The following is a 24,631-nucleotide window of genomic DNA, read 5'->3' on the forward strand; positions in this document are numbered from 1 at the left end:
ATCAATGCCCTCCATTAAAGAGGGGCGGAATCCAAATGGATCCCGCCCCTACATGTTCATTTTTTCTTTACAATGTAGGTTTGTACCTGACAAGGTGTGAGCGGTTCAATGTGTAATGATCCATGTTGTGCTTTCAGTATATGTCCTTCAGGTGTTTCGCCTAAATTCGCTGTTTCTCCATGTTGTAGAGATGAACTATTGATTGAAGCGGCTGTTTGACGTGTTAAATATGGATTGAAGAGACGAATGACAATGCCTGTTCCATGCTCTTCTTTTTTCAAAGCGCTTAGAACGGCCCCGTCTGTTTCAATGTCAAGCAGGCTATAAGTAGATTGTAAGTCTTCTTTTTCATCTCGGAAAGAGAAAATTAAACGACCGTTTAAAAAGTCTGCCCGCTCGTAGCACTGAACCGGGGTGGTGTAACGTTTAGCAAGCTGAGCCAAGTGTCCTTCATTCACCGCTTCTTGGCTATAGTGCATGCCAAAGGAGAATGATAGCGATCCTTGAAGCTGGGCGTCAGGTGTTTCCACGATTTTTTCTCCAGAAGCCCGGCCGGGACGGTAAAGAAGGTTTTCTTTCCCCATTTTTCCGAAACAGCGGAAGAGTGTGTAAGCAATGGTTGTGTAGTCTTCGCCTGTGATTTGGTATTCTCTGACGCAGTCCGTCAAAAGAGAGACACCATATGCTTCATCGCGAAGTGCAACAAATGATTGCATTGGTTCAATGGTAATCGGTTTTTCTTCCCAATGTTCATTGTTCCACCATTCTAGCTCTTGCGTCAGCTCCGTTGGACGTTCGATGGTGCCAAACTGTTGATCGCTGAGTGATACGTTTGATGCAATACCTGTATCAAAGAGTACCCGTAGACGGTGGTCTAGCGCATGGTTGTCAACATTTACATGAAAACGGATGACCGCTTCATCTTTATTTAAAGCCACCTTCGCTGTGATCGGGAGGGAAGTCGTCACCTTTTGCTCCGAACGTTCCTCTAAATCATATGGGACAGTCAATTGAAGCTTGATGATGAGCTCTTCCTGTAAACTGCTTTTAGATACGGCGATGTCAGCTGATGAGATATCTTTAGATGATACATAAAGATCCTCACGCGGTGGTGAATAGTTATAAGAATCCCCATCATCTCCGTTGTCTTCAAAGATCATTTGCTCAGAGAAAGTTCGTCCGGTCTGTTTATCCGTAATTTCTAATGACCCATTGTCATTTGCTGCAATGCGATAAAACGTATTTTCAATGACACGACCTTCTGTTTTTTCCAAAATGGATTCACTAGATTCATCGAAAACCATGCTGACTTGTGTATAACCAACGGATGGCAAGTCGACTGCTTCAATGAGTAAAACAGCTTTCCAGACTTGCTTTGGCATGTACACCTCTTTGCTTGGGTTAAGTGAAATCTGCTGTGCTAAGACATAATCTGTCACATCGGTTTTGCTTTTGACTGTGTAGTGAAGAGTTCGTCCATCAGCGTCTTTTAGCGTAAATGGACGTTCTGTGATAAAGGTTTCGACTTCAATGACTTCAGAGCGCTTTGAAGGCAGTGTATTAAATAAAGTGAACGTGATTTCTTGCTCAGTTTGCAGCCGGATGGCGATGAGACGCATGTGTAAGTCCACAAGATTCTCGGCGATTTCCTTTGCCTGTTTATAGCGGAAAAAGACATCTTGATTCGTCGTATCACTATTACAGCCGCCAATGCTATCATGCGCTGCATTTTCAAACATGAGGTACCAAATATCACGCACCGTGTCATGCGGATAATCGTGTCCAAGTGAATAGCTGATTGTAAGGATCGGCTCCATCACATTGACAAGATAGTTTTCAATTTGGTTGTTTAAGATTTTCAAATCTGCTCTTGTTGAAAAAATAGACTTATGAATTCGCATATGCTTGGCATGAATGAGCTCTCCTTCTAATGTCTCAAAAGAAGTCCGCTCTTTTTTCACTGCTGCAATGTAGTCTTCTAAACTGCTGATTTGATAGTGGTGCTCGTCTATTTCATTGGCTTTTTCTAATAAGTCAGGCAGGTTTTTACGAATAGGCGCCTGGTCAAAGCCATTTGGGAAATAGACATTCTTTGTCGTGGCTTTTGCTTGCAGCGCCCCGATTTTTTCAGAAAGGAAAGATTGCAGGTCTTCATCCTTTTCAGGAATATTTCCTCCGTAGTAGTAGCCAAATGGCAGATTCACTGCAAAAACTTCACTGCCATCCGCCCCGCGCCAATTAAATTCTGTGTGATTCGTCATATGATCAGAAACGCCGCGCCAAAAGGCTGTGTCGACAATACCAAAGCCTTGATAAATTTGAGGCATTTGTGCAGATTGACCGAAGGAATCAGGGACATAACCGACCTTCATGACATGTCCAAACTGCTGACAGCGCTCAATCCCATATTGCAGGTTCCGTACAATCGATTCCCCAGAAATCACGAGCTGATCCGTTTGTGTATACCACGGACCGATGATGAGGCGTTTTGCTGTGACGAGCTGTTTGATTCGATCCTCATCCTCTGGGCGCCATTTCAAGTAATCATCTAGCAAGGATGCTTGTGCATCGAGCATGAAGTAATGGAATCGTTCATCTGTTTCGAGGGTGTCCAATATGTCCATTACGCTTTTCATTAAGTAGATACGGGAGCGGGAGGTGGTAAAATACCATTCCCGGTCCCAGTGAGTATGTGGAATCACATGTACATTGACAGTCATTGTGTAACGACACCTTTCTTTGTTCAAATTATCCTTCTAGCACAAGGTCAAAATCATCTTCTTCTTTCTGCTTCTGATCATGTTCTGGCTTTTGGGGTTCTTTTTTCTCAGAGAAGTTCACAAGTAGGTTGGCACCAATTCCAATAACAAGTGCGCCAGTTAGCGCGCCGATTAAATATGCCCACCAGTTTCCTACTGAGAAGAATCCGTAGAGTCCGCCAATTGGCGGCATGATGTCATGGACACCTAATAAGGCAGCGACCCCGCTTCCAGCAGCACAAGCGACGACATTCAGCGGAATCAATTTCAAAGGATTGACGAGTGTAAAAGGAATGGCTCCTTCTGTAATCCCGATAATCCCCATCACAAGACCGCCTCGTCCGGCTTCTCTAAACGTAGGAGAGAAGTTGCGTTTTCGAATCAATGTCGCAAGCCCGTATCCAAGCGGCGGAATGACAATCGCGATATTGACGAGAATGGCAGGAAGATAGACACCTGATAGGAAGAGCGCGTTACCAGCCATCCAAGCTGACTTATTCACTGGGCCGCCAAGATCAAAGCCAATCATTGCACCTAGAATGAGAGCAAGTGCGAGTGTACTTGTTCCATCTGCGACCATGCCTTTGATCCATTCAATTAATGCGGTGTTCAAAGCCCCTAATGGACCGCCCAGCAGAACGGACATGAGAAGTCCGGTTAAGCCAACAGTAATGAGCGGTAAGATGAGCAGAGGGACGAGTCCAGCTGCGGAGCCTTGAATTTGAATTTTTCTTTTCACAAAGAGAGCGACATATCCGGCAAAGAAACCTGCAATGACGGCGCCGATAAAACCAGCATTTGTTGAGCTGGCAAGAGCTCCACCGATAAAGCCGGCCGCAAGACCAGATTTATCCGCAATCGAATAGGCAATAAAGCCAGCGAGCAGTACGTTCATTAAGCCAATGCCTGTCCAGCCAACCTGTTCCATCAAATAGGCACCATGTAAAATGCCGCCTGCATCTTTATAGGCGTTTAAATCTGACACACCAAAACCTAACCCGACTAGTTTGGCTAAACCAACGATAAGTGAAGCTCCGATGATCACCGGAAGAATATAAGAAATACCGGTCATGAGGTGGCCTTCAATGACTTTTAATTTTGCTTTCATTCTGCTTTGCTCCTTTCTATATGGCATTGCTCCTGTTTATTGGGATTCAGATTTTTTCTTTTCAACCAGCGCAACGGCTTTTGTGATGATTTGCTCGGCATTTTTTAAGGCGCGTCCGATTTCGACACGTACAGTAGGAATACCTGAGAAGCGTTCAGCGTCGTTAATGTGCTGATTGGAGGCGATGATGCAAAGGTCTGCCTGCTTGGCTTCCTCTGCTGTAATGCCATTCACCTGTCCCATAATTCCTTGTTGTTCGATTTTAATCTCGTGTCCAAGCTGTTTACCCGCATTCTCTAATGCTTTTGCTGCCATTGGTGTATGAGCTAACCCTGCTGGGCATGAAGTGACACCGACAATTTTCATTGTGTAATCCCCTCTTTCAATTGTTGTTCAATGACTTCGTAATAATAGTCTGCTGTTTGACCAGGTTGAATCTTTTCGATGAAAGCAGGCTCCATTAAACTTGTGGCAATGCCAGACAGTAATTTGAGGTGTGTGACATTGGCCTCTTCTAGTGGAACGAGCAGTGTAAATAAATAGCTTGTTGGCAAATCGTCGAAGCTTCCCCATTCTATGGGTTGTTCAAGTTCTAAAAAGAGAAGTGAAGCCGTTTGAACAGCAGAGCTTTTTGTATGAGGAATCGCAAAACCTTGCTGAAGTCCTGTTGAGACTTCGTCTTCGCGTTTCAACAAATCTGTTAATAACCCTGACTGATCGTTTGTAATGTGAAGGTCTTCAGCTTTCTCGGAAATGTATTGTAAAATCTCATTCTTTGATCGACCGTTTACTTGTGTAAAAACATGATCTTTTTGGAACAAGCTGATCCCTTCTTTCTTGTTTGTTAAGCGCTTACAATTTGATTGTAATTTACTTTTCGACATGGTTAAATAGCATCATTTTCCGTTTGAAATGGCAAAAAGTTTATGAAGCGATCAGACTAGCCATCTGAATATCTCAAATCCTAGCTTAAAACGAGTTTAATTATGTCAAAAACAGATTCTACTAAAAGGGATTCTGTGATATTCTTCCAAGGTATTGTAAAAGATAAGGGGGGGGTCTTTTCATGTTTAAAAAGCAGGTCAAATCCTGTGTGGTTGTACTCATGGCCATCATTCTATGTATGGCTGCATTACCTGGGTACGAGGCATCAGCAGTTAGTAAGGGCACAAGTGTCAATGAAGCCATTGGATTAAAAAATGGTGAAGTTATCTCAGGTACATTACAGAATGAAAAAGAAGAGTCATGGTACCAAATCACGCCATCTGCACAAGATGTGGCAAAACATACACATATGCAAATTGCTGTCAAAAGCAAACAAGTGTTATCTGTATCGGTCTACCCAAGTAAGGATAGAGCGATAAAGGATGACACTTATTCGAGATATCGTGTGGACACAGCAAGTGGAGAGACAGAAATCAACTTCCCGCATGCATGGTCAGGTCCTTACTATGTCAAAGTGCTGTATTTAGGTTCAGAGGAAGACAGCCGTGATGAGGAAGAGGATGCAGCATATACAATCGGGTATAAAGGCGCGAATCTTCCGCCATCTGAACCGATTTTCCCTGAAGAAGAAGAGCCAGGGATCATCATTATTGAGAAAAAGCATGGACGTCAAATTCTTCAATCCATTCGTACGATCGAAGACAAACGATTCAATGAAACAGCCGATGGTCAGAAGCTTACACGTCTGCTACAAAAAACAAAGCCGTTTCTTAAATCTAAACTCATCAACAATCAAAAAAAGCAGCAAACGGTGTACAATCATTTGCTTACATTAAAATCATTGCTGAATGACGTAGAGAAAAATGGTGCATTCAGCGGTCATATCGTCACAGAGAAAGAGCAACAGGCGATCCGTTCCCTTTTTGATATGCTCAAAGAGGCAAGTCCAGCCTATCTAAAAAAGGAATTAGAAACAGTGGGACAAAAAGTAGGAATCGATCAGCTTGAAGGAAAATCGATCGGTTATGTATTAGAGAAACAAAAGCTTGTTCCAGAAGAAAAGGTCAACACAAACAAAATCATCTTTAAATTAAAGGATGGACAAACGCTTCAATCCGCAAAAAAGAAGATGAAAGGCTACGGAATTCAAGAAAACCGTGTGACATCTCAGTCAGTAAATCCTTTATTCAAAGGAATGTATGTTTACGATGTACCGGCAGGGAAAGAATCAGCTGGCAAAACGCTTAAAGCAGGCAAAGCTGTGATCAAAAGCACGGCGAGAAAGCTTTCTAGTATGCCGAATGTTGAATTTGCAGAGCCTGTACAAACGTATCGTGCGCTCAGTAATGACGCGCAGTATGGTTACCAGTGGCCGCTGAAAAACAGTGCGCAGAACAGTGGGAAAAAAGGCGCTGATGTGAAGTTTGAACAAATGAATACATTGATTGGCACAAGCAAAATGAAGCAAACGTTAATTGCTGTTGTGGATACAGGTGTCGACAGCCGTTTGTCCGATTTAAGCGGAACGGTTCGCACAGACTTAGGTGCCAATCTGATCGGCCGAAATAAAGATGCAATTGATGACAATGGCCACGGCACCCATGTGGCAGGTATCATTGCAGCAAAAGCCGATAATCATTACTCCATGGCAGGGCTGAATCAACATACAGGAATCATCCCAGTCAAAGTGCTGGATGCGTATGGAAATGGAGATACAGAGCATATTGCTCTAGGCATTAAACATGCAGTGGACAAAGGTGCAAAGGTCATCAACATGAGCCTTGGTGGCTACTACAGCAAGGTCATTGAATATGCGATGAACTATGCTGCACAAAAAAATGTATTAGTGGTAGTGGCGAGCGGAAACGATGGCATTCCAGAAATGGGTTATCCTGCGACTTCCAAGTACGCCATGGCAGTTGGTGCAAGCAATCGCATGGATATTGCCGCTGAATTCTCAAGCTATGGGAAAGGATTAAGCATGTCTGCACCAGGGTCTGATATCCCAAGCTTAATGCCTGATGGGAATGTTTCATACTTGAGCGGGACATCAATGGCTACACCGTATGTTGCAGCAGCAGCAGGATTACTGCTTTCTAAAAATCCAACCCTGAAACCAAATCAAGTGAGAAATATTTTACAAAATACAGCGGATGATATTTCATTTAAAGCTGTTGATGGAACAGATGACGTTTTCTATGATGAAAATGACGAGCCTGTTGTTGATCCGAAAATTCCGGGTATCGATTGGATGACAGGACATGGCAGACTCAATGCTTTTGCCGCGTTAAGTGCTGTTGAATTAAACGCATCAGTTAACAAAGTAGAAGATCAGCATCAAAAGGTGACAGGAAAGGCGAAAGCCGGCGCTGCCATTTCTGTGTATAGAGGCAAAACCCTGCTTGGAAAAGGCACGGCAAGCAAAAAGGGAACCTTTAGTGTGAAGATCAAGCATCAAAACAATAATAAAGTGCTTCACATCAAGATATCAAAAGGAAAGGCTGCGACTTCGCTCAAAACGGTAGTGAAAAAGGGCAAAGCACCAGCTAAGCCAAAGGTGAATCGAGTAACAGTGAAAAGTAAAACGGTCAAAGGAACTGCGGGTGCAGGCTTGACAATCAAGGTGAAGAACAAATCAAAGAAAGTCATTCAAACGGTCAAAACCAATAGCAAAGGCGCATTTACGGCTAAAATCAAGCCGCAAAAAGCCAAAACCGTCTTGTATGTGACGGCTTCAGATGTGAGAAAAAGAGAAAGTAAAGCAGTGAAAGTTGTTGTGAAAAAATAGTTTTGCAGCTTCCCTTTTGAATAAAAAGGGAAGTTTTTGTTTTTTACTGGAAAAATGACAATAACTGTCGATAGTAATATAGTAGGAAAAAAAAGGAGGATTTATCGATGAAAAAAATCATGTTTGCTTTCTTTCTATCATTGCTTCTCGTTTTCCCAAGCTTTGCACATGCAGAGGAAACAGGAGCAGTACCAGCATCCGTACAAGTAACAGGCGTCACAGCAGCAGACGGTGGTATGGTTAATTACGGTTCTGGCAGTAAATATCGTGTAGGTTCATATTATCCAGCTACTTTTAAAGGAACATTAAAGGACACAAGTGGTCAACTCATGGCGAATCAGCCAATTCAGCTTTATTTTGAAGCAGCAATCAAATCATATGCTCAAACAGCGACAGGTACAACAGACGAGAATGGACAATTTTCACTAACGATTCAAGTTCCTGCAGGTGCAGGCTACCGTACATACAATAATGCAGGCTGGTCTACACATTACTACGATATCGTTCCAGTGACTTTTACTTCAAACGACATCACGCTATCTTCAAATGTGACAAGTGTGTACCATTTGGCATATACATCACGTTACTAATCTGCTAGAAGAGGCGACTTGGCGAAATTCCTGTCGTTTTCATAGAAAAAAAGGATGTCAGCTAGTGACATCCTTTTCTTTTTGTTAGCAAACCTGCTGGGCGGCAACCGAAAGAGTCGATAAACAAATACTCATGAGCCGTTTCTCCCAGATTCGATCGAGCATTGAGCTTTTCATCTTGAACTTTGATGGATAAGAACTTTGAATACTTGAGCTTTCAGCTTTGAACGTTCAGCTTTGAGCTTTTATCATGGATCATCCTAAGATGATCATCAGATGAGGAGGGAATGACCTTTCCCTCGGAGGTGTTTAGTCCTATCGATTTTCGGCTCACTAACAAAATCGACTAGTCGATCTGTATTTTTGTCAAGGTATTGCTTTCTGACAAGGAGAAATCCACTTCCATTTGGAAATCTTCAATCTCTTTCGAAAGCTGTTCAATCTTCACTCGGAGACGAAGAGGGTCAATGATCGCCGCCTCATTTTCAGCTAGGAATGACTTGACGATCTCTTGGTTGGCAGCGGCTTGTGTTTTCCCGTCTTTCCCAAATAGTGTTTCTAAATGCTGATCCAGTCTCTTTTTCACATCTTCATTGATTTGTTCTGACCGGTCAACCAGCTCTGTGTAGACCTTTTTTAATTTTCGTAAATAACGAATATCGTAATCTATGGATGTCTTGCGTTCAATGGCTTCTGCTACGGTCATGCTAACACCCGCCACCTCAATCGTTGTCGTAGCATTCGACACAACGATGGCTGATTTAATGGCATTTCGGCGTTTGATTAATGCTTGAATCGATTGGTCATCTGCTTTTGCCTTTTTTTCTACTTCTTCTTGATTTTGAAATCCGTTCTGTATATGTTTCCCGATGACCAAGCCACCGAGTACGGCTTCATCAATCGTTCGGCTGATTCTCTTATCTAACATTTTCAGTTCACTTAATGCTCTTGTAATGGTCATTTCCATATTAAAAACAGCTCCCTTGATTCATCCTGAAAATCATAGATTCCTATCATATACCAAAATGTCTTTGTTTTGCTAGTGATATCCTTTTTTGGGACAAACAAAAACCCTGGTGCTATACACCAGGTTTTTCTCGTTTTTTCTGAATCCATGTTGTCATGTAATAGGCAGCATAGCAGAGTGCGATAAAAGGGATACCGCAGATAAGAGCAATACGCTGATTTGGATCAAAAGCAATGCCGATCACAGATGCAAGGCATAGGAGGAAGGCAGCAATCGGAACCACCGGATAGAGCGGGGTTCGGAAAGATAAATCATGAAGCTGTCCGCCATCCTGTAAGAATTTTTTGCGAAACATGAACTGTGAAGCTGCAATTCCCATCCATACAACAACAACGGCGAGTCCAGAGATTGAAACAAGAACCAGATACACCGTTTCAGGTGCGATGACACTCGATAGCAAAGAGAGAATGCCCCCAATCATACTCAAAATGAGTGCATTCAAAGGAATTCCCTTTGACGTCAATTTTGCCAGCTTTTTAGGTAATGTTCGTTCTTCAGAAAGGGACCATAGCATGCGAGATGAAGCGTATAGTCCTGAGTTTGCAGCAGATAAGATCGCCGTCAGAATGACAAAGTTCATAAAATCTGCCGCATAAGGAATACCGATGCGGTCAAAGACCACAACGAAAGGACTTTTGATCACCCCGGCTTCTTCTACTGGAATTAAGCCGGCTAAGACCACGATCGTTCCGACGAAAAACAGGACAAGACGTAGCACAGTCGTGCGAATCGCCCGGGGAATGGTCTCATCTGGATTGACACTTTCGCCCGCAGCAATCCCAATTAGCTCAGTACCCGAAAAAGCAAAATTAACAGCCAGCATTGTCATTAAAATCGGTAAAAAGCCGTTTGGGAAGAGACCCCCATCTCCAGTGAAGTTAGAGAAGAACGGAGCGGCCTCACCGCCTTTTAGTGGAATCAATCCAAACATCGCGGCTCCGCCAAGGATAATAAAGAGAATAATAGCCATGACTTTAATGCTAGAAAACCAAAATTCCGATTCTGCAAAAAACTTAACTGTAAAAGCATTGAGTAAAAAGATGAGAATGGCAAAAACACCGCTCCACATCCAAACTGATGTGTCCGGGAACCAGCGCTGCATTAAAAGACCTGCCGCTGTAAATTCTGAACCAAGTGCCACGGTCCATGTCAGCCAATAAAGCCAAGCCACTGTATAGCCAGTGCCGGGCCCAATGTATTTTGTTGCATATGTGTGAAAAGCGCCTGTAACCGGCATTGCGACAGACAGTTCACCTAAACAGAGCATCACGAGATACACAATTAATGCCCCAACCAGATAAGCCAAAATCGTTCCCGCAGGTCCGGCCTGATTGATCGTATATCCTGAACTTAAAAAGAGTCCTGTGCCAATCACGCCACCTAAAGAAAGCATGAACAGGTGACGGCTTGTCATTTTTCGTTGATATTGTTGTGACTGATCTTTTGCTTGTTCCATGTCTTCCCGCCCTTTTGCTTAAAAGTATGTGTGTTGAGTCATGATGCTACGATGTTGCCTGTTTTAAGATATCGGTAATATCCTCTGGTGTCGTCCGGCAGCAGCCGCCGATGATTTGTGCGCCGTCTTTATACCATTGCTGCGCACATTCACCAAATGTATGGTGAGACGTATCGCCGCTCCAAACCTTTTCTTCAGGATCATATAATTCCCCTGAGTTCGGATACACGACAATCGGTTTGCTCGTCCCTTTTTTCATCTCCTGAATAAGAGAAGACATATATTGCGGCGGTGTACAGTTTACGCCAACAGCAGCGATTTGCTCATATGGCTCGAGTGCTTGTACACAGTCTCTAAGTAAATCTCCTTCACTAATGTGCTGACCATCTTTTGCACTAAATGTAATCCACGCATATACACCGCTGAACTCATCCTCCAGCAGTTTAGCGATGGCGATCGCTTCAATGAGACAAGGGATGGTTTCACAAGCGAGAATATCTGCACCAGCCTCTACCAATGCTTGAATTCTTGGTCTGTGAAAATCAATGAGCGCCTGCTCTGTGAGTCCGTAATTCCCCTTATATTCTGAACCGTCAGACAAATAAGCGCCGAAGGGCCCCACAGATCCAGCGACAAATGGTTTTGTCCGCTCTTTACGTTGTGTCTCATCCTGCCAAAACTGCTCACATGCTTCTTTTGCTAAAATGACAGATCGTTTCATTAATTCGATGGCTTCTTCTTTTGTATAGCCTTTTTCAGCAAAGCCATCAATTGTCGTTTGGTAGCTGGCTGTTGTTGCACAGTCAGCACCTGCTTGGAAGTAGTCCAAGTGTACTTGCTGAATCAATTCTGGCTGTTCAATGAGGATTTTGGCTGACCATAAACTGTCGTTTAAATCACAGCCCTTTCGTTCAAGCTCCGTTGCAAGTGCACCATCTAAAATCAATGGTGTGTGAGCCTGTAAACGGCTTTGAATAGGATTCATATAAATCAAACAGCCTCCTTTGTCGATCGGAAATAATGGATATGATATGAGGCAGTAGTTTAAATGACTAAAGTGTTTTTGTCAAGGAGAGGAATAAGCATCACATGACGGGAAAACCCTGATAACATGCGGGTTTGAGTGCATAAACATACAGTTGAAATAATAGAAAACCAAGTCATTGACAGCCTCTAAAAAGAGATATATATTATGGAAAGGTTCATTTCAGAAAGCTTCATCAAAAGGCGCCGTCTTTTGATTTTTATTTTGTCCAACGACTGTCTTCTTTCGTGCAGAAAGAGGGTTTTTTATATGCTTAAAAAAGGAGGAAAGAAGAAATTGAAAAAATGTGTAAAAGATATTGCAATGATTCTCGTTGGTTCTTTTTTATTTGCTGCAGCTGTGAACATGTTTGTCATTCCACTTGAGTTTGGTGAAGGTGGCGTAACGGGGCTGTCCATCATTTTCTACTATATGTTTGAGATTGCGCCATGGCTGACAAACCTTGTGTTGAATGCGATTTTATTACTTGTGGGGTATAAATACTTGGACAAGAAGACCACGATCTACACAGTGGTAGCTGTCGCAAGTAACTCTCTATTTTTACATTTGACCACTACATGGGTGGTGAATGTCCATGAATTGATCATTGGTTCTATTTTCGCAGGGATCATCATTGGTATTGGCATTGGTCTTGTTTTAAGAGCGGGCGGTACAACAGCGGGATCTGCCATTCTTGGCCGAATTGCGAATAAGTATCTAGACTGGAACGTGAGCTACGCCATCTTGTTCTTTGATCTGATCGTTGTTTTTGCTTCTTACTTTATTATTGGTGCGGAAAAATTAATGTTTACGATTGTGATGCTGTATGTGGCGACTAAGGTGATGGATTTCGTCATAGAAGGGCTTAACACGAAAAAAGCAGTGACGATTATTTCTTCATGCAAAGATGATATTGCCGAAGAAATCAATCATACCTTGGATCGAGGCGTGACCATTTTAAACGGTCGCGGTCATTATTCGAAGGAATCGAAGGAAATTCTCTATGCGGTCATTCAAAAACAGGAGCTAATGCGTTTAAAGAAAATCATTAAGAAAATTGATCGAGACGCATTCGTTGTTGTCCATGACGTGCGTGATGTGTTTGGAGAAGGATTTGTGAATATATAAAAGTGAAAGGCCCTGTGGGGGTCTTTTTTTTATGCTTTTACAAAATAAATACCTCTTGTCACATCATACTATGTATTGTATAGTATAAATAGTTAGGAGTTGTAAACATGAATGCACAACTAAAAAAAGGATTACTGGAATTCTGTGTACTGGCGGTATTAAAGAAAAGCGATTCCTATGGTTATCAAATGATTAAAGATATGTCCCATTGTATTGAGATTTCAGAATCGACATTATATCCGATATTAAAGCGGTTAGAGCAAAACAATTATGTGGAGACCTATTCACAGGAACATAACAGTCGATTAAGAAAATACTACCGGATGACAAAGAACGGACGGGAGCATATCGCGCAATTTTTAGCGGAATGGGATCAAGTGATGGCGATTTACGACTTTATTTCTGGAGGACAGAGCAATGAATAAAAAAGAATTTTTAGCCAGCTTGGAGAAGCATCTGCATCGTCTAGGCGAAAAAGAAAGTGATCGGTTCATCGAGTATTACGATGAAATGATCGAGGATTATCAGGAAGATGGCTACAGTGAACAGGAGGCAGTTCATCAAGTCGGTCAGCCTGCCATCATCGCTGAAGGGATTATGAAGGAACAAGGAATCAAAACCGTTCAGGTGCCGACGTTTGGAGAAAAAGCCACAAGACTCTCCATCCTCATTTTGGGCTTTCCTTTATGGGGCAGTATTCTAGCAGCAGTCTTCCTGCTAATTCTTTCTGTGTATATGGTGATTTGGTGCGTTCCACTCGTGACAGGTACAATGACGCTAGTTGGTTTGCTCGGTGGTTTTTGGAGTATCATTGGTTCTCCATTTATTTTTCAGGATGGTTTGCATGTGGTGGTGACGCAGATCGGAGTTGGGATTCTTCTATTAGGTGTCGGATTATTAAGCGGCATAGCCACGGCGTATTTAACAAAGCTATTTGTGCAAGGGACTGTTCAAACCACTAAGGCATTCATGGGAATGTTTAAAAAGAAGGTCGTGAGAGTATGAACGTGAATGATTTAAAAAAGCAATGCATCAAATGGGGGATCATCTTCACCGTTGCCGGAGGAATTGTCATGGCAATTGGTTTTGGACTTTCAGGCTTTGACCTAGATGCATATCAAAATAATGACCAGTACAATGTGTTCCGCACGATCAATTGGAGCAAGCCATAAATGAAAGACCCGCTTATGCGGGTCTCAGCGTGTAGACAAACCCTCGCATTCGGTGTCAGTCCTGCGCTTCGGTGCTCACGAATGTCAAATTCGCTCCGCGCCGATGCTCGTCCTTCCTAGGGCTGCAAAGGTTTTCTATCACGCTGAAAAGAAGACAAAGAGCCAAAATAAAGTTCATTTTAGCCCTTTGTCAACAATCTGCTACCCGCTTATGCGGGTCTTTTTTTCGCTCTGGCAACAAAGAAAAAATAACAGCAGAGTGCGCCAAGGTCACAGAGCATAATAATCAGCCCCATGGGAAAGGCAGTCTGGCTTCCAGCTAAGCCGACAAGGGGTGTCATGCAAGCGCCTAGCAGCATTTGCGCCACACCGATGAGGGCAGCGGCACTTCCAGCATGTGCGCCGTGATGCTGCATCGCAAGAGATGGTGCAGAGGTGCCGACAATCCCAACGCTTGAGACCACAAAAAAGAGCGGAATGAGAATGCCATACAATCCTGCATCAATAGAGATCATCACACACAAGGTGACGCCTCCTAAAGCAGCTGTCAGCAGCCCGATGCGAAGGACTTTCTCCTCACCAATTTTCGCAGCAACGCGGGCGAATACTTGTCCGGCTGTGATGATGCCAAGACTATTCACCGCAAAGGCAGCGCTAAAGCCCTGCGGAGAAAGGTTGAAAATCTCCTGCAGCACAAACGGTGACCCAGAGATATACGCAAACATAGCGGCGAAGACAAGCCCTTGTGAGAGAGCATATCCGACAAAGAGTCGATCGCTCGCTAGAATTTTCATCGCACCTAGGATCTGTTTGAAGCCCCCAGTCTGTCTACGTTCCACAGGTAAACTTTCTTTCAATGAAAACATCGATCTTAGGAGCATGAGCGCCCCGAGGATTCCTAGCAGAACAAACACACCCTGCCACGTCGTGAACCGTAACATTTGTCCGCCCACGATCGGTGCCGCTGCTGGAGCCACTCCGTTGACTAACATGAGCAAAGCAAAGAATTTCGTCATTTCTGAGCCTTCATAATGATCTCGCACGATGGCTCGTGCAATGACAATGCCTGCTGAACCAGCAAGTCCTTGAATCAGCCTTAAAAGAATGAATGTCCAAATTGATGTGACCACTATGCATAAAAGAGATGCCGCAATAAAAATGATTAATCCAACCATTAGCGGCTTTCTTCTGCCGACTGTATCACTGATTGGACCTGCAATCAGCTGTCCAAGCGCAAGTCCAATCAAACAAGCCATGAGACTTAACTGAGACAGCGCCGTGCTTGCTTCAAAGTCACGGGCGATATTAGGTAAAGCAGGTAAATACATATCCATTGCCAGCGGTGCAAGGGCTGTTAAAGAGCCAAGAAGCGCGGCAAGGAGGAATCGATTTTTTTTCGATTCTTGGGGATAAGATAAAGAATTCATATGATGCCACTCCTCGTATACGTCCTCAAATCAGCATAATGAATCAAGCTTTCCATTTCAATCAAAATTTTCAAAGAAGTTTTCGTGCAAAATCATTGATCTTTCGAAGGAGACTCTTTACATTGAATGAGTAGAGAAAAGAATCAGATCATCGGCATGCAGTGATTGCATGATACGTATATCCATTCATAGACAAACAGGAGGTGCTGGCATGGAGCAACAAGAGTTGATCATTCGTCAAGCGGTGAGTGAAGATCATGAGGCGATCACACATGTGCTGATCAAATCATACGCACAGTATGAGCCTCAATTTACAGAGGAAGGCTGGCAAAATTATTCTGCAGCGCTGCGAGCGGCTGTAGATAACCCAAACATGGAGTTGATGCTTGTGGCCGAGCTTGAGGGCAAGGTCGTGGGAACCCTTCAAATGTTTCGATCATCAGAACAGGCATATGACAAGCCGGAGATGGGCATTACTTCAGCGATTGTCCGGTTTTTAGGGGTAGATCCTGATGTGAGAGGAAAAGGCATTGCAGAGTCATTGTTGCGTAAAAGTATAGAACTAACGCAATCGTGGGGCGAGAACGTCCTGTACCTTCATACGTCGGATAAAATGCAGGCCGCCATTCGTTTATATGAAAGAATGGGCTTTGAACGGGCACTTGATAAAGAATTTGTGAATCAAAATGGGACGCATGTGAAGAGCTATCAGTATGTGATTAAAAAAGAACAGCCGGCTGGCTCATAACATACATCGAATAAGAAGAGGAAGAGTATGTCCTGCATGGACGGGACTCTTCCTTTTTCTCATGACACCCATACGTTCAGTGCCATGTATGATAAGCACCATGAGATTAACCCGAACATGACAAAGAATTTCAACACATGTTCATAAGGGGTCAGCTTTCGATCTCTTTTCGTTTTCACAAGCCGCCAGTAAAGGGCATAGCCACAAAAAACCAAGATGATTTGTCCGAGTTCTGCTACGGTTTCGATGATTGTGATTCCGTTCATTTGTTTTCACCTCACCATATGTCTTCCATAGGCAGCAGCAGTGAACCTTTATTTCTTCAAAAGAAAGCAGTGTATACTAGAATAAGAAGTAGATGCAGAAGGGGTTGTGACCGATTGTTTCCGCTATATGCAAATTCTTGGGATGACGTAATCGAGAGAAAAATCAAATACGATGATCAGGTTGTGGAACATACATGTCAGCTGTTAGACGCACAGGAGCAGCAAGTCGTATTGTTTCATAAAATTCAAGAACCATTTACAATGGTTGCTGGTGATGGCACTGTCACGATTTCAAAAGGGAGTTATACGACCGCCTATTATTGGACGGACCGGCCTTATAATGTCTATTTTTGGCGGGATGATCAAGGCAATGAACTTGGCTCTTATTTGAATATCGTCAGACATACGCGATTTGAAGAACGGGCGGTTGTTTTTGAAGATTTATTGATTGATCTACTCGTTCTTCCGAATGGTGATTTCTTTGTTTTGGATGAAGATGAACTGCCGGAGAGTTTAGCTTCCTTTGAACACGGCTCTGTTCAACGAGCACTACATGATGTCATCCATTCGTTAGCGCACATTCTCGATCAAGTGAGGCTGGATGCGAAAGGGAAATATCCTCACACCTTGTTTCAGAAGATGTTGAAATAGAAAAAACGATTCCTTTCAGCAAGGAATCGTTTTTTATCAAACCTTGATCCGGTTGATTCGTTTTTGTAAATCAGTTTTTGTTTTAGATGCTTTTAGTTGTTTGACCGCACTTTGAGCGGTTGCTTTTGTTTTCTTTGTTCGTTTGGCTTCGGCTTTTTTGACTTTTTGTTTGGCATCTGTCACTTTCTTTTGATAGGCGACTTGTTTTTTGACTTTGTCGAGCCGGTTTTGCAGGCTTGTTTTTTCTTTGCCTTTGGATAGCTTTTTAATGGCCGTTTGGGCACTTTTAATCGAGCCTTGGGTTTTATTTTTTTCAGCTGATTTGACCTTCGCTCGTGCGTCACGAATATCAATGGCTGTTTGGACTTTTTTGACTCGGTCAGTGAGTGCGGTTTTTTGCTTGCTGGCAGTGAGTCTGCCAATTTTCGTTTTGGCTTGATCAACATCTGTCTGTTTTTTAGATGTTTCGGCTGTCTTGACTGCGCTTGTCGCAGCTTTTAAAAAGGTTGACTGCGGCACATATTGCACGCGGCCATAGCCGAATTGTGGATCTTTTCCTTTTGCGCCAAGATCCACTGTATAGCTGCGCAATAAAGTACGGAGCTGAACATTTGTTTTCTTAGGATGTAGCTGTTTTAACAGCGCCAGCATCCCTGTGACATGTGGTGCCGCTTGTGATGTACCCGTAGCATACCAATATTCATTTTTCAAATAGGTACTGATGACGTTCTCGCCGGGAGCGGAAAATTCAATTCCTTTCCCCGTATTAGAGATGGAGGCGAGTTTGTCTTTGTCAGTCGTTGCGGAAACAGCAATGACACTATTGTATGCGGCAGGATAGCTAATACCATTCTTCTTTCCATCATTTCCACTTGCAGCAACGACCAGCAGTCCTTTTTTGTATGCTTCATCAACTGCTGAACGTAAAATCGGAATGTTATCTTCAAAACCTAGACTTAGATTGATGATGTCCATCTTATTGCTAATCGCCCAATCAATGCCTCGGAGCAGACTGTATAAGTCGCCCTCTCCTTTTTTATCTAATACTTTTACAGCATACAGCTTCACACCAGAAGCAACACCGACCGTACCGTAATCATTGTTAAGCGCCCCAATTGTACCGGCGACATGTGTTCCATGTCCTTCATCGTCTTTGTAAGAAGACGTGTAATCGACGAATGATTTACCACCGGCCACCTTTAAATCTTCATGTGGGAAAATGCCAGTATCGAGAACGGCTACTTTCACATTTTTCCCTGTCACACCTTCTTTGATTGCTTGCTTTACATTGAGCTTCTGCAAGTTATAAGATTTTTGTACCAAAGCATCCTGACCAGTAGCAGCAGCCGTTTTTTTCACGGTAGAAGCAGCGAGTTTGACCCTAACGTTTTTTGAAACATAAGCGATGTTCGGGTCTTTTTTAAGTGAGGTGACAGCTTGCTCATCTGCTGTCACTGCTACAGCTGGAAGATGTATGTATTGAGCGTTCACTTTTTCACTTTCTTGAATAGCTGTTTGTTTTCCTTTTTGATTTTTATAGACGATGATGACATCTGTTTCTTTTGGTGGTGCAGCTGCCTGCGAATGGAAGGGCAAAGCAGTTGTCAAAGCAAGAAGAAACGCGATGACCACGACGATTTTCTTTTTCAAGGCAATGGCTCCTTGCATATGAGGTGACCTCCGTCTTTTTTTCTTTATTATATCGGAGAAATAAGATGGATGGTTAGAAGAATCATAGTCTAGAAAGAAAGTTTTTTTCACACGTATCCCGAAATTGAATTTCATAGAATTCTAGTAGACAATAGAGAGATCATAATATGAGAAAGAAGGACATGCCGATGAATATAAAAGAGTATATGACGTATGATGCGACGGGACTGGCATCACTTGTGCAGAAAAAGCAGGTCACGCCCGAAGAGCTTGTACAAGCTGCATTTACTAGATTGGAAGAAGTGAATCCAGTACTAAATGCGGTGATTCAGACAAGGCGAGATCAAGTGTTCAAAGACATGAAGTCACTAGATGCGGATCAGCCGTTTGCTGGTGTTCCGTTTGTGTTGAAAAATATATCGCAGGGGCTGGAACATGAACCTTTGACGGCGGGTGCTTTGCTGTTAAAGGATGTAAAGGCGCAAACAGATTCCCACTTTGTCCGTCGATTGAAGCAGGCTGGGCTCCTCATGATCGGTCATACGAACACACCTGAATTCGGATTGCGAAATGTGACAGAACCCTTTTTATATGGTCCGACGAGAAACCCTTGGAATGCTGACTATTCTCCGGGCGGTTCAAGCGGCGGGACGGCAGCAGCTGTGGCAAGCGGCATCGTACCGGCGGGTGGAGCGAGTGATGGCGGAGGGTCTATTCGGATTCCGGCATCCTTTACTGGTTTATTTGGACTCAAGCCAACAAGGGGGAGAACACCGGTCGGCCCGGGTGCAGGAAGGCAGTGGCAAGGAGCTTCCATTGACTTTACGCTCACAAAAACAGTTCGAGACAGTGCAGCCCTGCTTGATTTGCTTCAAGTCATTCAGCCAGAGGCTGCGTTCCAAACGCCATTATATGACGGCAGCTATCAGGAGGATTTGGTGAAACGAACCTCTTCTATGCGAATTGCTTACAGTGTAGACTCTCCAGTAGGCACGAAGGTTAGTGAGGAAGCAAGGCAGGCAGTCTTGAACACTGTGAAATGGCTGAGTGAACAAGGGCATCAAATAGAGGAAGCGAAGCCGAACATTGATGGTGTCCATCTGATGCAGCAGTATTATGTCATGAACAGCGGTGAAATGTCTGCCTTATTTACCTCTCTGGCTCGTTCATTCGGGCGTCCGGTGAAGCCTGAGGAGACAGATATTGTGGCATGGGTACTGGCGGAAGCAGGAAAAAATGTGACAGCTGCTGCTTATACAGAAAGTCTTGATGCATGGGATATGGCCGCTGCAAAAATGGCTGCATTTCATCAAACCTACGATCTATATGTGACCCCAGCTACTGCCTATTCGGCTCCAAAGGTTGGCGAGCTGATGCATAACGATCAAGAAATGGCTGCATTGTTACGTGTGTCATCCCTTTCAATGCAAGCACAGCAGGATCTGATTTATGAAATGTTCCTCAAGAGTTTGACCTACACACCATTTACACAGCTGGCTAACCTAACCGGCCAGCCATCTATGAGTGTGCCAGTTCATCTCACAGAAGCAGGCATGCCTTTAGGCGTACAGGTGACAGCACCGAAAGGAAAAGAGGACTGGCTGCTCAGACTGGCGTCAGAAATAGAACCATCCTCATTATGGAAAGGAACGCATCCATTACTGAATCAATAATACAATGGCATCGACGTTGGTCTATGGAGGAAAGGAGTGTCACACGTGAGTACGAAGGACAAAATCATTCAAACGGCCGCACTTCTTTTACGTAAACAGGGGTATCATGCGACAGGGTTGAATCAAATCATTAGAGAGAGCGGCACGCCGAAAGGATCTCTATATTATTACTTTCCAAATGGAAAAGAAGAGCTGGCCATAGCAGCCGTTGAATATATTAGTCAAAGGGTCATCGATCAAATTGAAGCAAGCTTTGCCTATTCTGATGACCCATATGTCGCCGTCGATCATTTTATGACAAATATTATTCGGGGTTTTATGGAGCAAGAAAGTGAAAGAGGGATACCGATTGTCTTACTGGCGGCTGAGTCAAAACCTGAACATACAAAACTTCATGCTGCATGCAAACAAGAAATGATCCGCTGGCAAGAGCTTGTCAAAGAAAAGCTGATGAATAGCGGATATGATGAAACAAAAGCGAATGAGCGGGCATCTCTCCTTCATTCAATGGTCATCGGCGGATTATCAATGACCACTGCATTAAAGCAAACGACTCCTTTAGAGCACGTAAAATGTTACCTTAGACACTTATTTATGCGAGAAGAGTAAAATCTCTCGCATATTGCCTATCTATTATATCAATTGGTCTATATAATAAAGATAGTCAATTAGTCATGAGGAGTGATGGGATGTCGGAGCAACCACAATCGATCAAGCAATCCGAAGGTACCTCTTTTTATACCGTGTCTGGTTCGGGGGAGCTGTATGGCCTGGAGAATCAGCTTGTACATGTGCTGGCAGAAGCAAATCAAACAAATCAACTGTTTGAGCTTGTCTTAATCACAGGTGGGAAAGGTGCTTACTTTCCGCTGCATTGTCATGAGACGCTATTTGAAACCATCTTTGTGCTGGAAGGGAAGCTGGAAGTGATACTGGACGGTAAAAAGTATATGGTGACGGCCTGTGATTATATTCATATTCCGCCCAAAACAATTCATGGCTATAGAATGCATAGTCACAAAACACGGTTTATTTCTTATACACTGGGCGGGCAAATGACAGATGTCTATCAGCAAATCGGAAAGAGGCTGTTGCAGAATGAATGGCCGATGACTGATCACCCATTTGATGCAGACAGCTTTCATCAGGCTGAAAAAGAAAGCGATATCATATTGATGCACGGCATTAGGGAGCTATCCAATACAACCAAGCCAGCTGTTTTGTTTCATAGTCAGCTCCCGCGCGCAGTGCAGCCATATGTGCTGGAGGCTGGTGAAGGAAAGCAATACATGGTCGAAGGTCAGCTTCATGAGCTGATTGCGACAACGGAAACAACAGGAGACGGATTTAGTTATTTTGTGATTGAAGGGACAAAGGGAAAAGGGTTACGTTCGCATTATCATGAAATGCATACAGAAGCACTTTATTGTGTTGAAGGCAGAATAAATCTTCAGTTAAACGGAGAAAATATTTGCTTGATGCCGGGGGATTTTGCCTATATTCCTCCGAATACCGTTCACTCGTATGAATTCGTGTCTCATTCAAATAAAATGTTGGTTTTGCTGCTGCCTGGCTATATTGAGCAAGTGTTTGAACAATTTGAAGAAGCACAAAGTCCAGGAATGTGCCCTTATTTTATACAGGAAGGGAACATGATGGAGGGTGGGGAGACCTCTACTCAGTATGATTTGGTGTTTGTCTAAGATAAATAGCTGTGTAACGCGTTACACAGATTTGAATAAACAGCCTGTCGAATCAATCGGCGGGTTATTTTATTTCCCTTATGGAACAGCATCCCTATTTACATGCATGAACCCTCGCATTCGGTGTCAGTCCTGCGTGCTGGTGCTCATTAATGTCACATTCACTCCGCGCCAGTACGCGTCCTTCCTAGACTCCAAAGGTTTTCTATCACGCTAAAAGAAAACAAAGGGCTAAAATAAAGTTCATTTTAGCCCTTTGTCAAAAATCTGAGGCTTAGGATAATTCCTAAGCCTTTAATGTGCGCTCGTCCATCATTTTTTCGATTAATTCAAAAAATGTTTTTTTATCTTCTTCTGATAGGTGATTGAACAGTTGATTGACAAGCAGCTGACGATTGTCGATCATTTGTCTGGCGATTTGTTCACCTGATTCAGAGAGTGTAATCCATACCGTTCGGCGGTCATTGTTATTTCTAGAGCGGATAATTAGCCCTTCATCTTCTAAGTGATTGAGAGCGGTTGTTGTTGCGGAGGGAGATAATGAAACTTCCTGCAGAATATTTTTCACAGTACATGATTGATGGCGGTAGATGATGCGTAAAATAAACCCTTTTACATTCGTGACGTTTTTGGGGATATTCTCTTCATCTATTCGTTTCGTCGCCTTTAAATACTTTGTCAGTGCATGGTCTAACAAACTTGCCTCTAGCTCGAAATGTTGCATTCTCCATACCTCTTTTCCTATTGCATTCGCATTTTCCGATCAATTACTAGGTCTATCTTATCATAATAAGCATCATCATTTAAACCAAAATGGAAGACGGCTATAAAATTACCTATATTATCAATTAATAAAAGGAACAATTCCAAAATGAAATGATTTTACTTTCACCTTTTTTTATTTTAGAATGTGAATGAGATAAAATCTGCCAATCCAATTCTCTGGAAATTGGCTATTGGACATCAAACGTTTGGAGATGAAGATATTGAATACTTTACAGGCATTACTAAACGACAGAATGGAACGCTCTTCACAAATTGAAGCGGTAACTGGCGGAGGTGTGTCTTATACATTTGAAGAATATGCAAAACGCATTGATCAGCTGGCGCATTACTTACATCGTAAAGGAATTCGAAAAGGTGACCGGGTTTGCTTTATTTGTCAAAACCATCATCACTTTTCTACGATTATGCTGGCAGCCATTAAAGCAGGTGCAGTCGCCGTACCGCTTAGCTGGCAGCTTACCTCTTTTGAGCTAGAAGGTATCTTGAAAAAAGCAGAGCCAAAAGCTTTATTTTTTGACCGTGAATTCCGTGACATCATTGCGGCAGTGAATGTGTCTTTAGAAGATTGTCTCATGGTGGAATCTGGTGTCAATGCGAAAACAACACAGCTGTTTGAAGACATATTGGCGTCTAATGATGGAAGTGATCTTGCTGAGCAGGTATCAGAAGAGGATTTGGCCATGATTTTATTCACTTCAGGTACAACAGGTAATCCAAAAGGCTGTATGGTCGGACATGGGCGAATCTATCAATTTTTAACAAGACATGGGAACCGAGGATTTGATCTGAAAGGAAAACGGTACTTGGCAAGTCATCCGCTGTATCATATGAGTTCAATTAATCACCTAATTGCAGCTGCAATTGAAGGGTATACGTTAGTCTTCTTACATGATGCAACGCCGAAACGCATTTTAGAAACAATTGAGAAAGAAAGAATTACGTTTATGATGGCTTTCCCATCAGCTTACACGTACATGCTAGAAGAAATGAAGCGCGGTTCTTACGATCTCTCATCTTTTGAAATTGCAATTTCTGGCGGTACGAAGGTACCGGTACGTTTAATTAAAGATTACAAAGAAGTAGGCATTCAGATGATGCATGGCTATGGAAGTACGGAAGCGTGGGTTGTGAGTGCGTGGCATCCAGCGATGGGCGAGGATAAGATGGGCTCTGCTGGTAAAGTGGATCCGGATGTAGAAGTCAAAATCGTGCATCCTGAGACAGAGGAGGCGCTGCCAGCTGGAGAAATTGGCGAGGTCGTCATGAGAAGCCCATTTTATTTCTTAGGCTACTATCATCAACCTGAAGCGACAGAGAAAGTGCTCAAAGATGGCTGGTTCCATATGGGGGATGCAGGCTATCTGGATGAAGACGGTTTTCTTTACATCACAGGGAGATACAAAGATGTGATTCTATACGGTGGGGATAATATTTATCCTGACCAAGTGGAAGAGGTCATTGATCAAATTCCAGGTGTAATTGAATCTGCTGTCATTGGGGTACCAGATGACTTATATGGTGAAGTACCAAGTGCGTATATCGTAAAAGACGAATCTGTCGATTTCTGCGAAGAAGATGTGTTGAATTACTGCAAGGAACGTTTAGCAGATTACAAAGTGCCTTCCATTCATTTCACGCAGGATCTGCCAAAAAATAAACTTGGTAAAATCATGAAGAAAGATTTACGTGAATTGGTTGTGAATGCGTAGGACCTATTCTGCTATAATGAA

General features: G+C 43.1%; 23 protein-coding genes. 12 read left to right on the plus strand and 11 right to left on the minus strand.

Translation table 11 applies throughout. The features are described 5' to 3' along the window. Nucleotides 1-56: 56 nt before the first annotated feature. From mngB to NST15_RS01445, 4 genes are read right to left on the minus strand one after another with little or no spacing between them, the layout of a single operon-like run. Entirely contained in the window at nt 57-2,720 is a 2,664-nt protein-coding gene (mngB, locus tag NST15_RS01430) for a mannosylglycerate hydrolase (protein WP_342498777.1), read from the minus strand. A 28-nt stretch (nt 2,721-2,748) separates the two neighbouring features. After that, entirely contained in the window at nt 2,749-3,867 is a 1,119-nt protein-coding gene (locus NST15_RS01435; protein WP_017358746.1) for a PTS fructose transporter subunit IIC, read from the minus strand. A 36-nt stretch (nt 3,868-3,903) separates the two neighbouring features. After that, nucleotides 3,904-4,233 carry a fructose PTS transporter subunit IIB gene (locus NST15_RS01440; protein ID WP_007498438.1) on the minus strand — a complete coding sequence of 110 codons (330 nt, stop codon included), beginning with the start codon at nt 4,231-4,233 and terminating at the stop codon, nt 3,904-3,906. Then, entirely contained in the window at nt 4,230-4,751 is a 522-nt protein-coding gene (locus tag NST15_RS01445) for a PTS sugar transporter subunit IIA (RefSeq protein WP_342498778.1), read from the minus strand. Before NST15_RS01445 ends, NST15_RS01440 begins: the two co-directional genes overlap by 4 nt. A gap of 182 nt (nt 4,752-4,933) precedes the next feature. On the opposite strand from NST15_RS01445, the gene NST15_RS01450 reads away from it, so the two are divergent. Beyond that, entirely contained in the window at nt 4,934-7,600 is a 2,667-nt protein-coding gene (locus tag NST15_RS01450; protein ID WP_342498779.1) for a S8 family serine peptidase, read from the plus strand. A 107-nt stretch (nt 7,601-7,707) separates the two neighbouring features. Further along, nucleotides 7,708-8,190 (plus strand): hypothetical protein, encoded by a 483-nt coding sequence (locus NST15_RS01455; RefSeq protein ID WP_007498435.1) that lies wholly within the window; start codon nt 7,708-7,710, stop codon nt 8,188-8,190. Between the two features lie 346 nt (nt 8,191-8,536). Here the strand turns inward: NST15_RS01455 and NST15_RS01460 are convergent, their stop codons facing one another. From NST15_RS01460 to mmuM, 3 genes are all read right to left on the minus strand, one after another. After that, nucleotides 8,537-9,157, minus strand: a complete 621-nt coding sequence (locus NST15_RS01460) for a hypothetical protein (protein ID WP_125590887.1) — start codon at nt 9,155-9,157, stop codon at nt 8,537-8,539. A 112-nt stretch (nt 9,158-9,269) separates the two neighbouring features. Then, nucleotides 9,270-10,673, minus strand: coding sequence for an S-methylmethionine permease (mmuP, locus tag NST15_RS01465; protein ID WP_035390586.1), 1,404 nt, complete (start codon nt 10,671-10,673; stop codon nt 9,270-9,272). 46 nt (nt 10,674-10,719) lie between these two features. Beyond that, nucleotides 10,720-11,658, minus strand: a complete 939-nt coding sequence (gene mmuM / locus NST15_RS01470; protein WP_035390584.1) for a homocysteine S-methyltransferase — start codon at nt 11,656-11,658, stop codon at nt 10,720-10,722. A 336-nt stretch (nt 11,659-11,994) separates the two neighbouring features. Between mmuM and NST15_RS01475 the strand changes: the two genes are divergently transcribed. The 4 genes from NST15_RS01475 to NST15_RS01490 all read left to right on the plus strand — a co-directional run bounded on the left by NST15_RS01475 (nt 11,995) and on the right by NST15_RS01490 (nt 13,997). Further along, the gene (locus NST15_RS01475; protein WP_025206673.1) at nt 11,995-12,825 is read left to right on the plus strand and encodes a YitT family protein; all 831 of its coding nucleotides are present in this window, start codon (nt 11,995-11,997) and stop codon (nt 12,823-12,825) included. Between the two features lie 107 nt (nt 12,826-12,932). Beyond that, nucleotides 12,933-13,250, plus strand: a complete 318-nt coding sequence (locus NST15_RS01480; protein ID WP_017360399.1) for a PadR family transcriptional regulator — start codon at nt 12,933-12,935, stop codon at nt 13,248-13,250. Next, the gene (locus NST15_RS01485; RefSeq protein WP_017360400.1) at nt 13,243-13,830 is read left to right on the plus strand and encodes a DUF1700 domain-containing protein; all 588 of its coding nucleotides are present in this window, start codon (nt 13,243-13,245) and stop codon (nt 13,828-13,830) included. The genes NST15_RS01480 and NST15_RS01485 overlap by 8 nt, the downstream gene beginning before the upstream one ends. Further along, nucleotides 13,827-13,997, plus strand: a complete 171-nt coding sequence (locus NST15_RS01490; RefSeq protein WP_017360401.1) for a hypothetical protein — start codon at nt 13,827-13,829, stop codon at nt 13,995-13,997. The genes NST15_RS01485 and NST15_RS01490 overlap by 4 nt, the downstream gene beginning before the upstream one ends. A gap of 209 nt (nt 13,998-14,206) precedes the next feature. Here NST15_RS01490 and NST15_RS01495 read toward each other — a convergent pair whose 3' ends face one another. Beyond that, complete coding sequence (locus tag NST15_RS01495) at nt 14,207-15,424, minus strand: multidrug effflux MFS transporter (RefSeq protein WP_281215623.1); 1,218 nt, start codon at nt 15,422-15,424, stop codon at nt 14,207-14,209. A 211-nt stretch (nt 15,425-15,635) separates the two neighbouring features. Between NST15_RS01495 and NST15_RS01500 the strand changes: the two genes are divergently transcribed. Continuing rightward, complete coding sequence (locus NST15_RS01500; RefSeq protein WP_008342165.1) at nt 15,636-16,172, plus strand: GNAT family N-acetyltransferase; 537 nt, start codon at nt 15,636-15,638, stop codon at nt 16,170-16,172. Between the two features lie 59 nt (nt 16,173-16,231). Here NST15_RS01500 and NST15_RS01505 read toward each other — a convergent pair whose 3' ends face one another. After that, complete coding sequence (locus tag NST15_RS01505) at nt 16,232-16,438, minus strand: hypothetical protein (RefSeq protein WP_060780722.1); 207 nt, start codon at nt 16,436-16,438, stop codon at nt 16,232-16,234. Between the two features lie 114 nt (nt 16,439-16,552). Here NST15_RS01505 and NST15_RS01510 point away from each other — a divergent pair, with 114 nt between their 5' ends. Beyond that, nucleotides 16,553-17,089 (plus strand): DUF402 domain-containing protein, encoded by a 537-nt coding sequence (locus NST15_RS01510; RefSeq protein WP_255233566.1) that lies wholly within the window; start codon nt 16,553-16,555, stop codon nt 17,087-17,089. Between the two features lie 36 nt (nt 17,090-17,125). Here NST15_RS01510 and NST15_RS01515 read toward each other — a convergent pair whose 3' ends face one another. Further along, entirely contained in the window at nt 17,126-18,739 is a 1,614-nt protein-coding gene (locus tag NST15_RS01515; protein ID WP_251186012.1) for a S8 family serine peptidase, read from the minus strand. Between the two features lie 188 nt (nt 18,740-18,927). Here NST15_RS01515 and NST15_RS01520 point away from each other — a divergent pair, with 188 nt between their 5' ends. From NST15_RS01520 to NST15_RS01530, 3 genes are all read left to right on the plus strand, one after another. Further along, the gene (locus NST15_RS01520; RefSeq protein ID WP_251186011.1) at nt 18,928-20,412 is read left to right on the plus strand and encodes an amidase; all 1,485 of its coding nucleotides are present in this window, start codon (nt 18,928-18,930) and stop codon (nt 20,410-20,412) included. Nucleotides 20,413-20,457: 45 nt separating this feature from the next. Further along, the gene (locus NST15_RS01525; protein ID WP_251186010.1) at nt 20,458-21,021 is read left to right on the plus strand and encodes a TetR/AcrR family transcriptional regulator; all 564 of its coding nucleotides are present in this window, start codon (nt 20,458-20,460) and stop codon (nt 21,019-21,021) included. 80 nt (nt 21,022-21,101) lie between these two features. Then, nucleotides 21,102-22,115 (plus strand): quercetin 2,3-dioxygenase, encoded by a 1,014-nt coding sequence (locus tag NST15_RS01530; protein ID WP_249670440.1) that lies wholly within the window; start codon nt 21,102-21,104, stop codon nt 22,113-22,115. 286 nt (nt 22,116-22,401) lie between these two features. Here the strand turns inward: NST15_RS01530 and NST15_RS01535 are convergent, their stop codons facing one another. Continuing rightward, nucleotides 22,402-22,839, minus strand: coding sequence for a MarR family transcriptional regulator (locus NST15_RS01535; protein WP_007498406.1), 438 nt, complete (start codon nt 22,837-22,839; stop codon nt 22,402-22,404). Between the two features lie 262 nt (nt 22,840-23,101). On the opposite strand from NST15_RS01535, the gene NST15_RS01540 reads away from it, so the two are divergent. Continuing rightward, entirely contained in the window at nt 23,102-24,610 is a 1,509-nt protein-coding gene (locus NST15_RS01540) for an AMP-binding protein (RefSeq protein WP_249670441.1), read from the plus strand. The last annotated feature ends 21 nt before the right edge of the window (nt 24,611-24,631 follow it).

This window comes from Bacillus sp. FSL R5-0820, from assembly GCF_038593385.1.
Taxonomy (GTDB): Bacteria; Bacillota; Bacilli; order Bacillales; family Bacillaceae; genus Bacillus; species Bacillus altitudinis.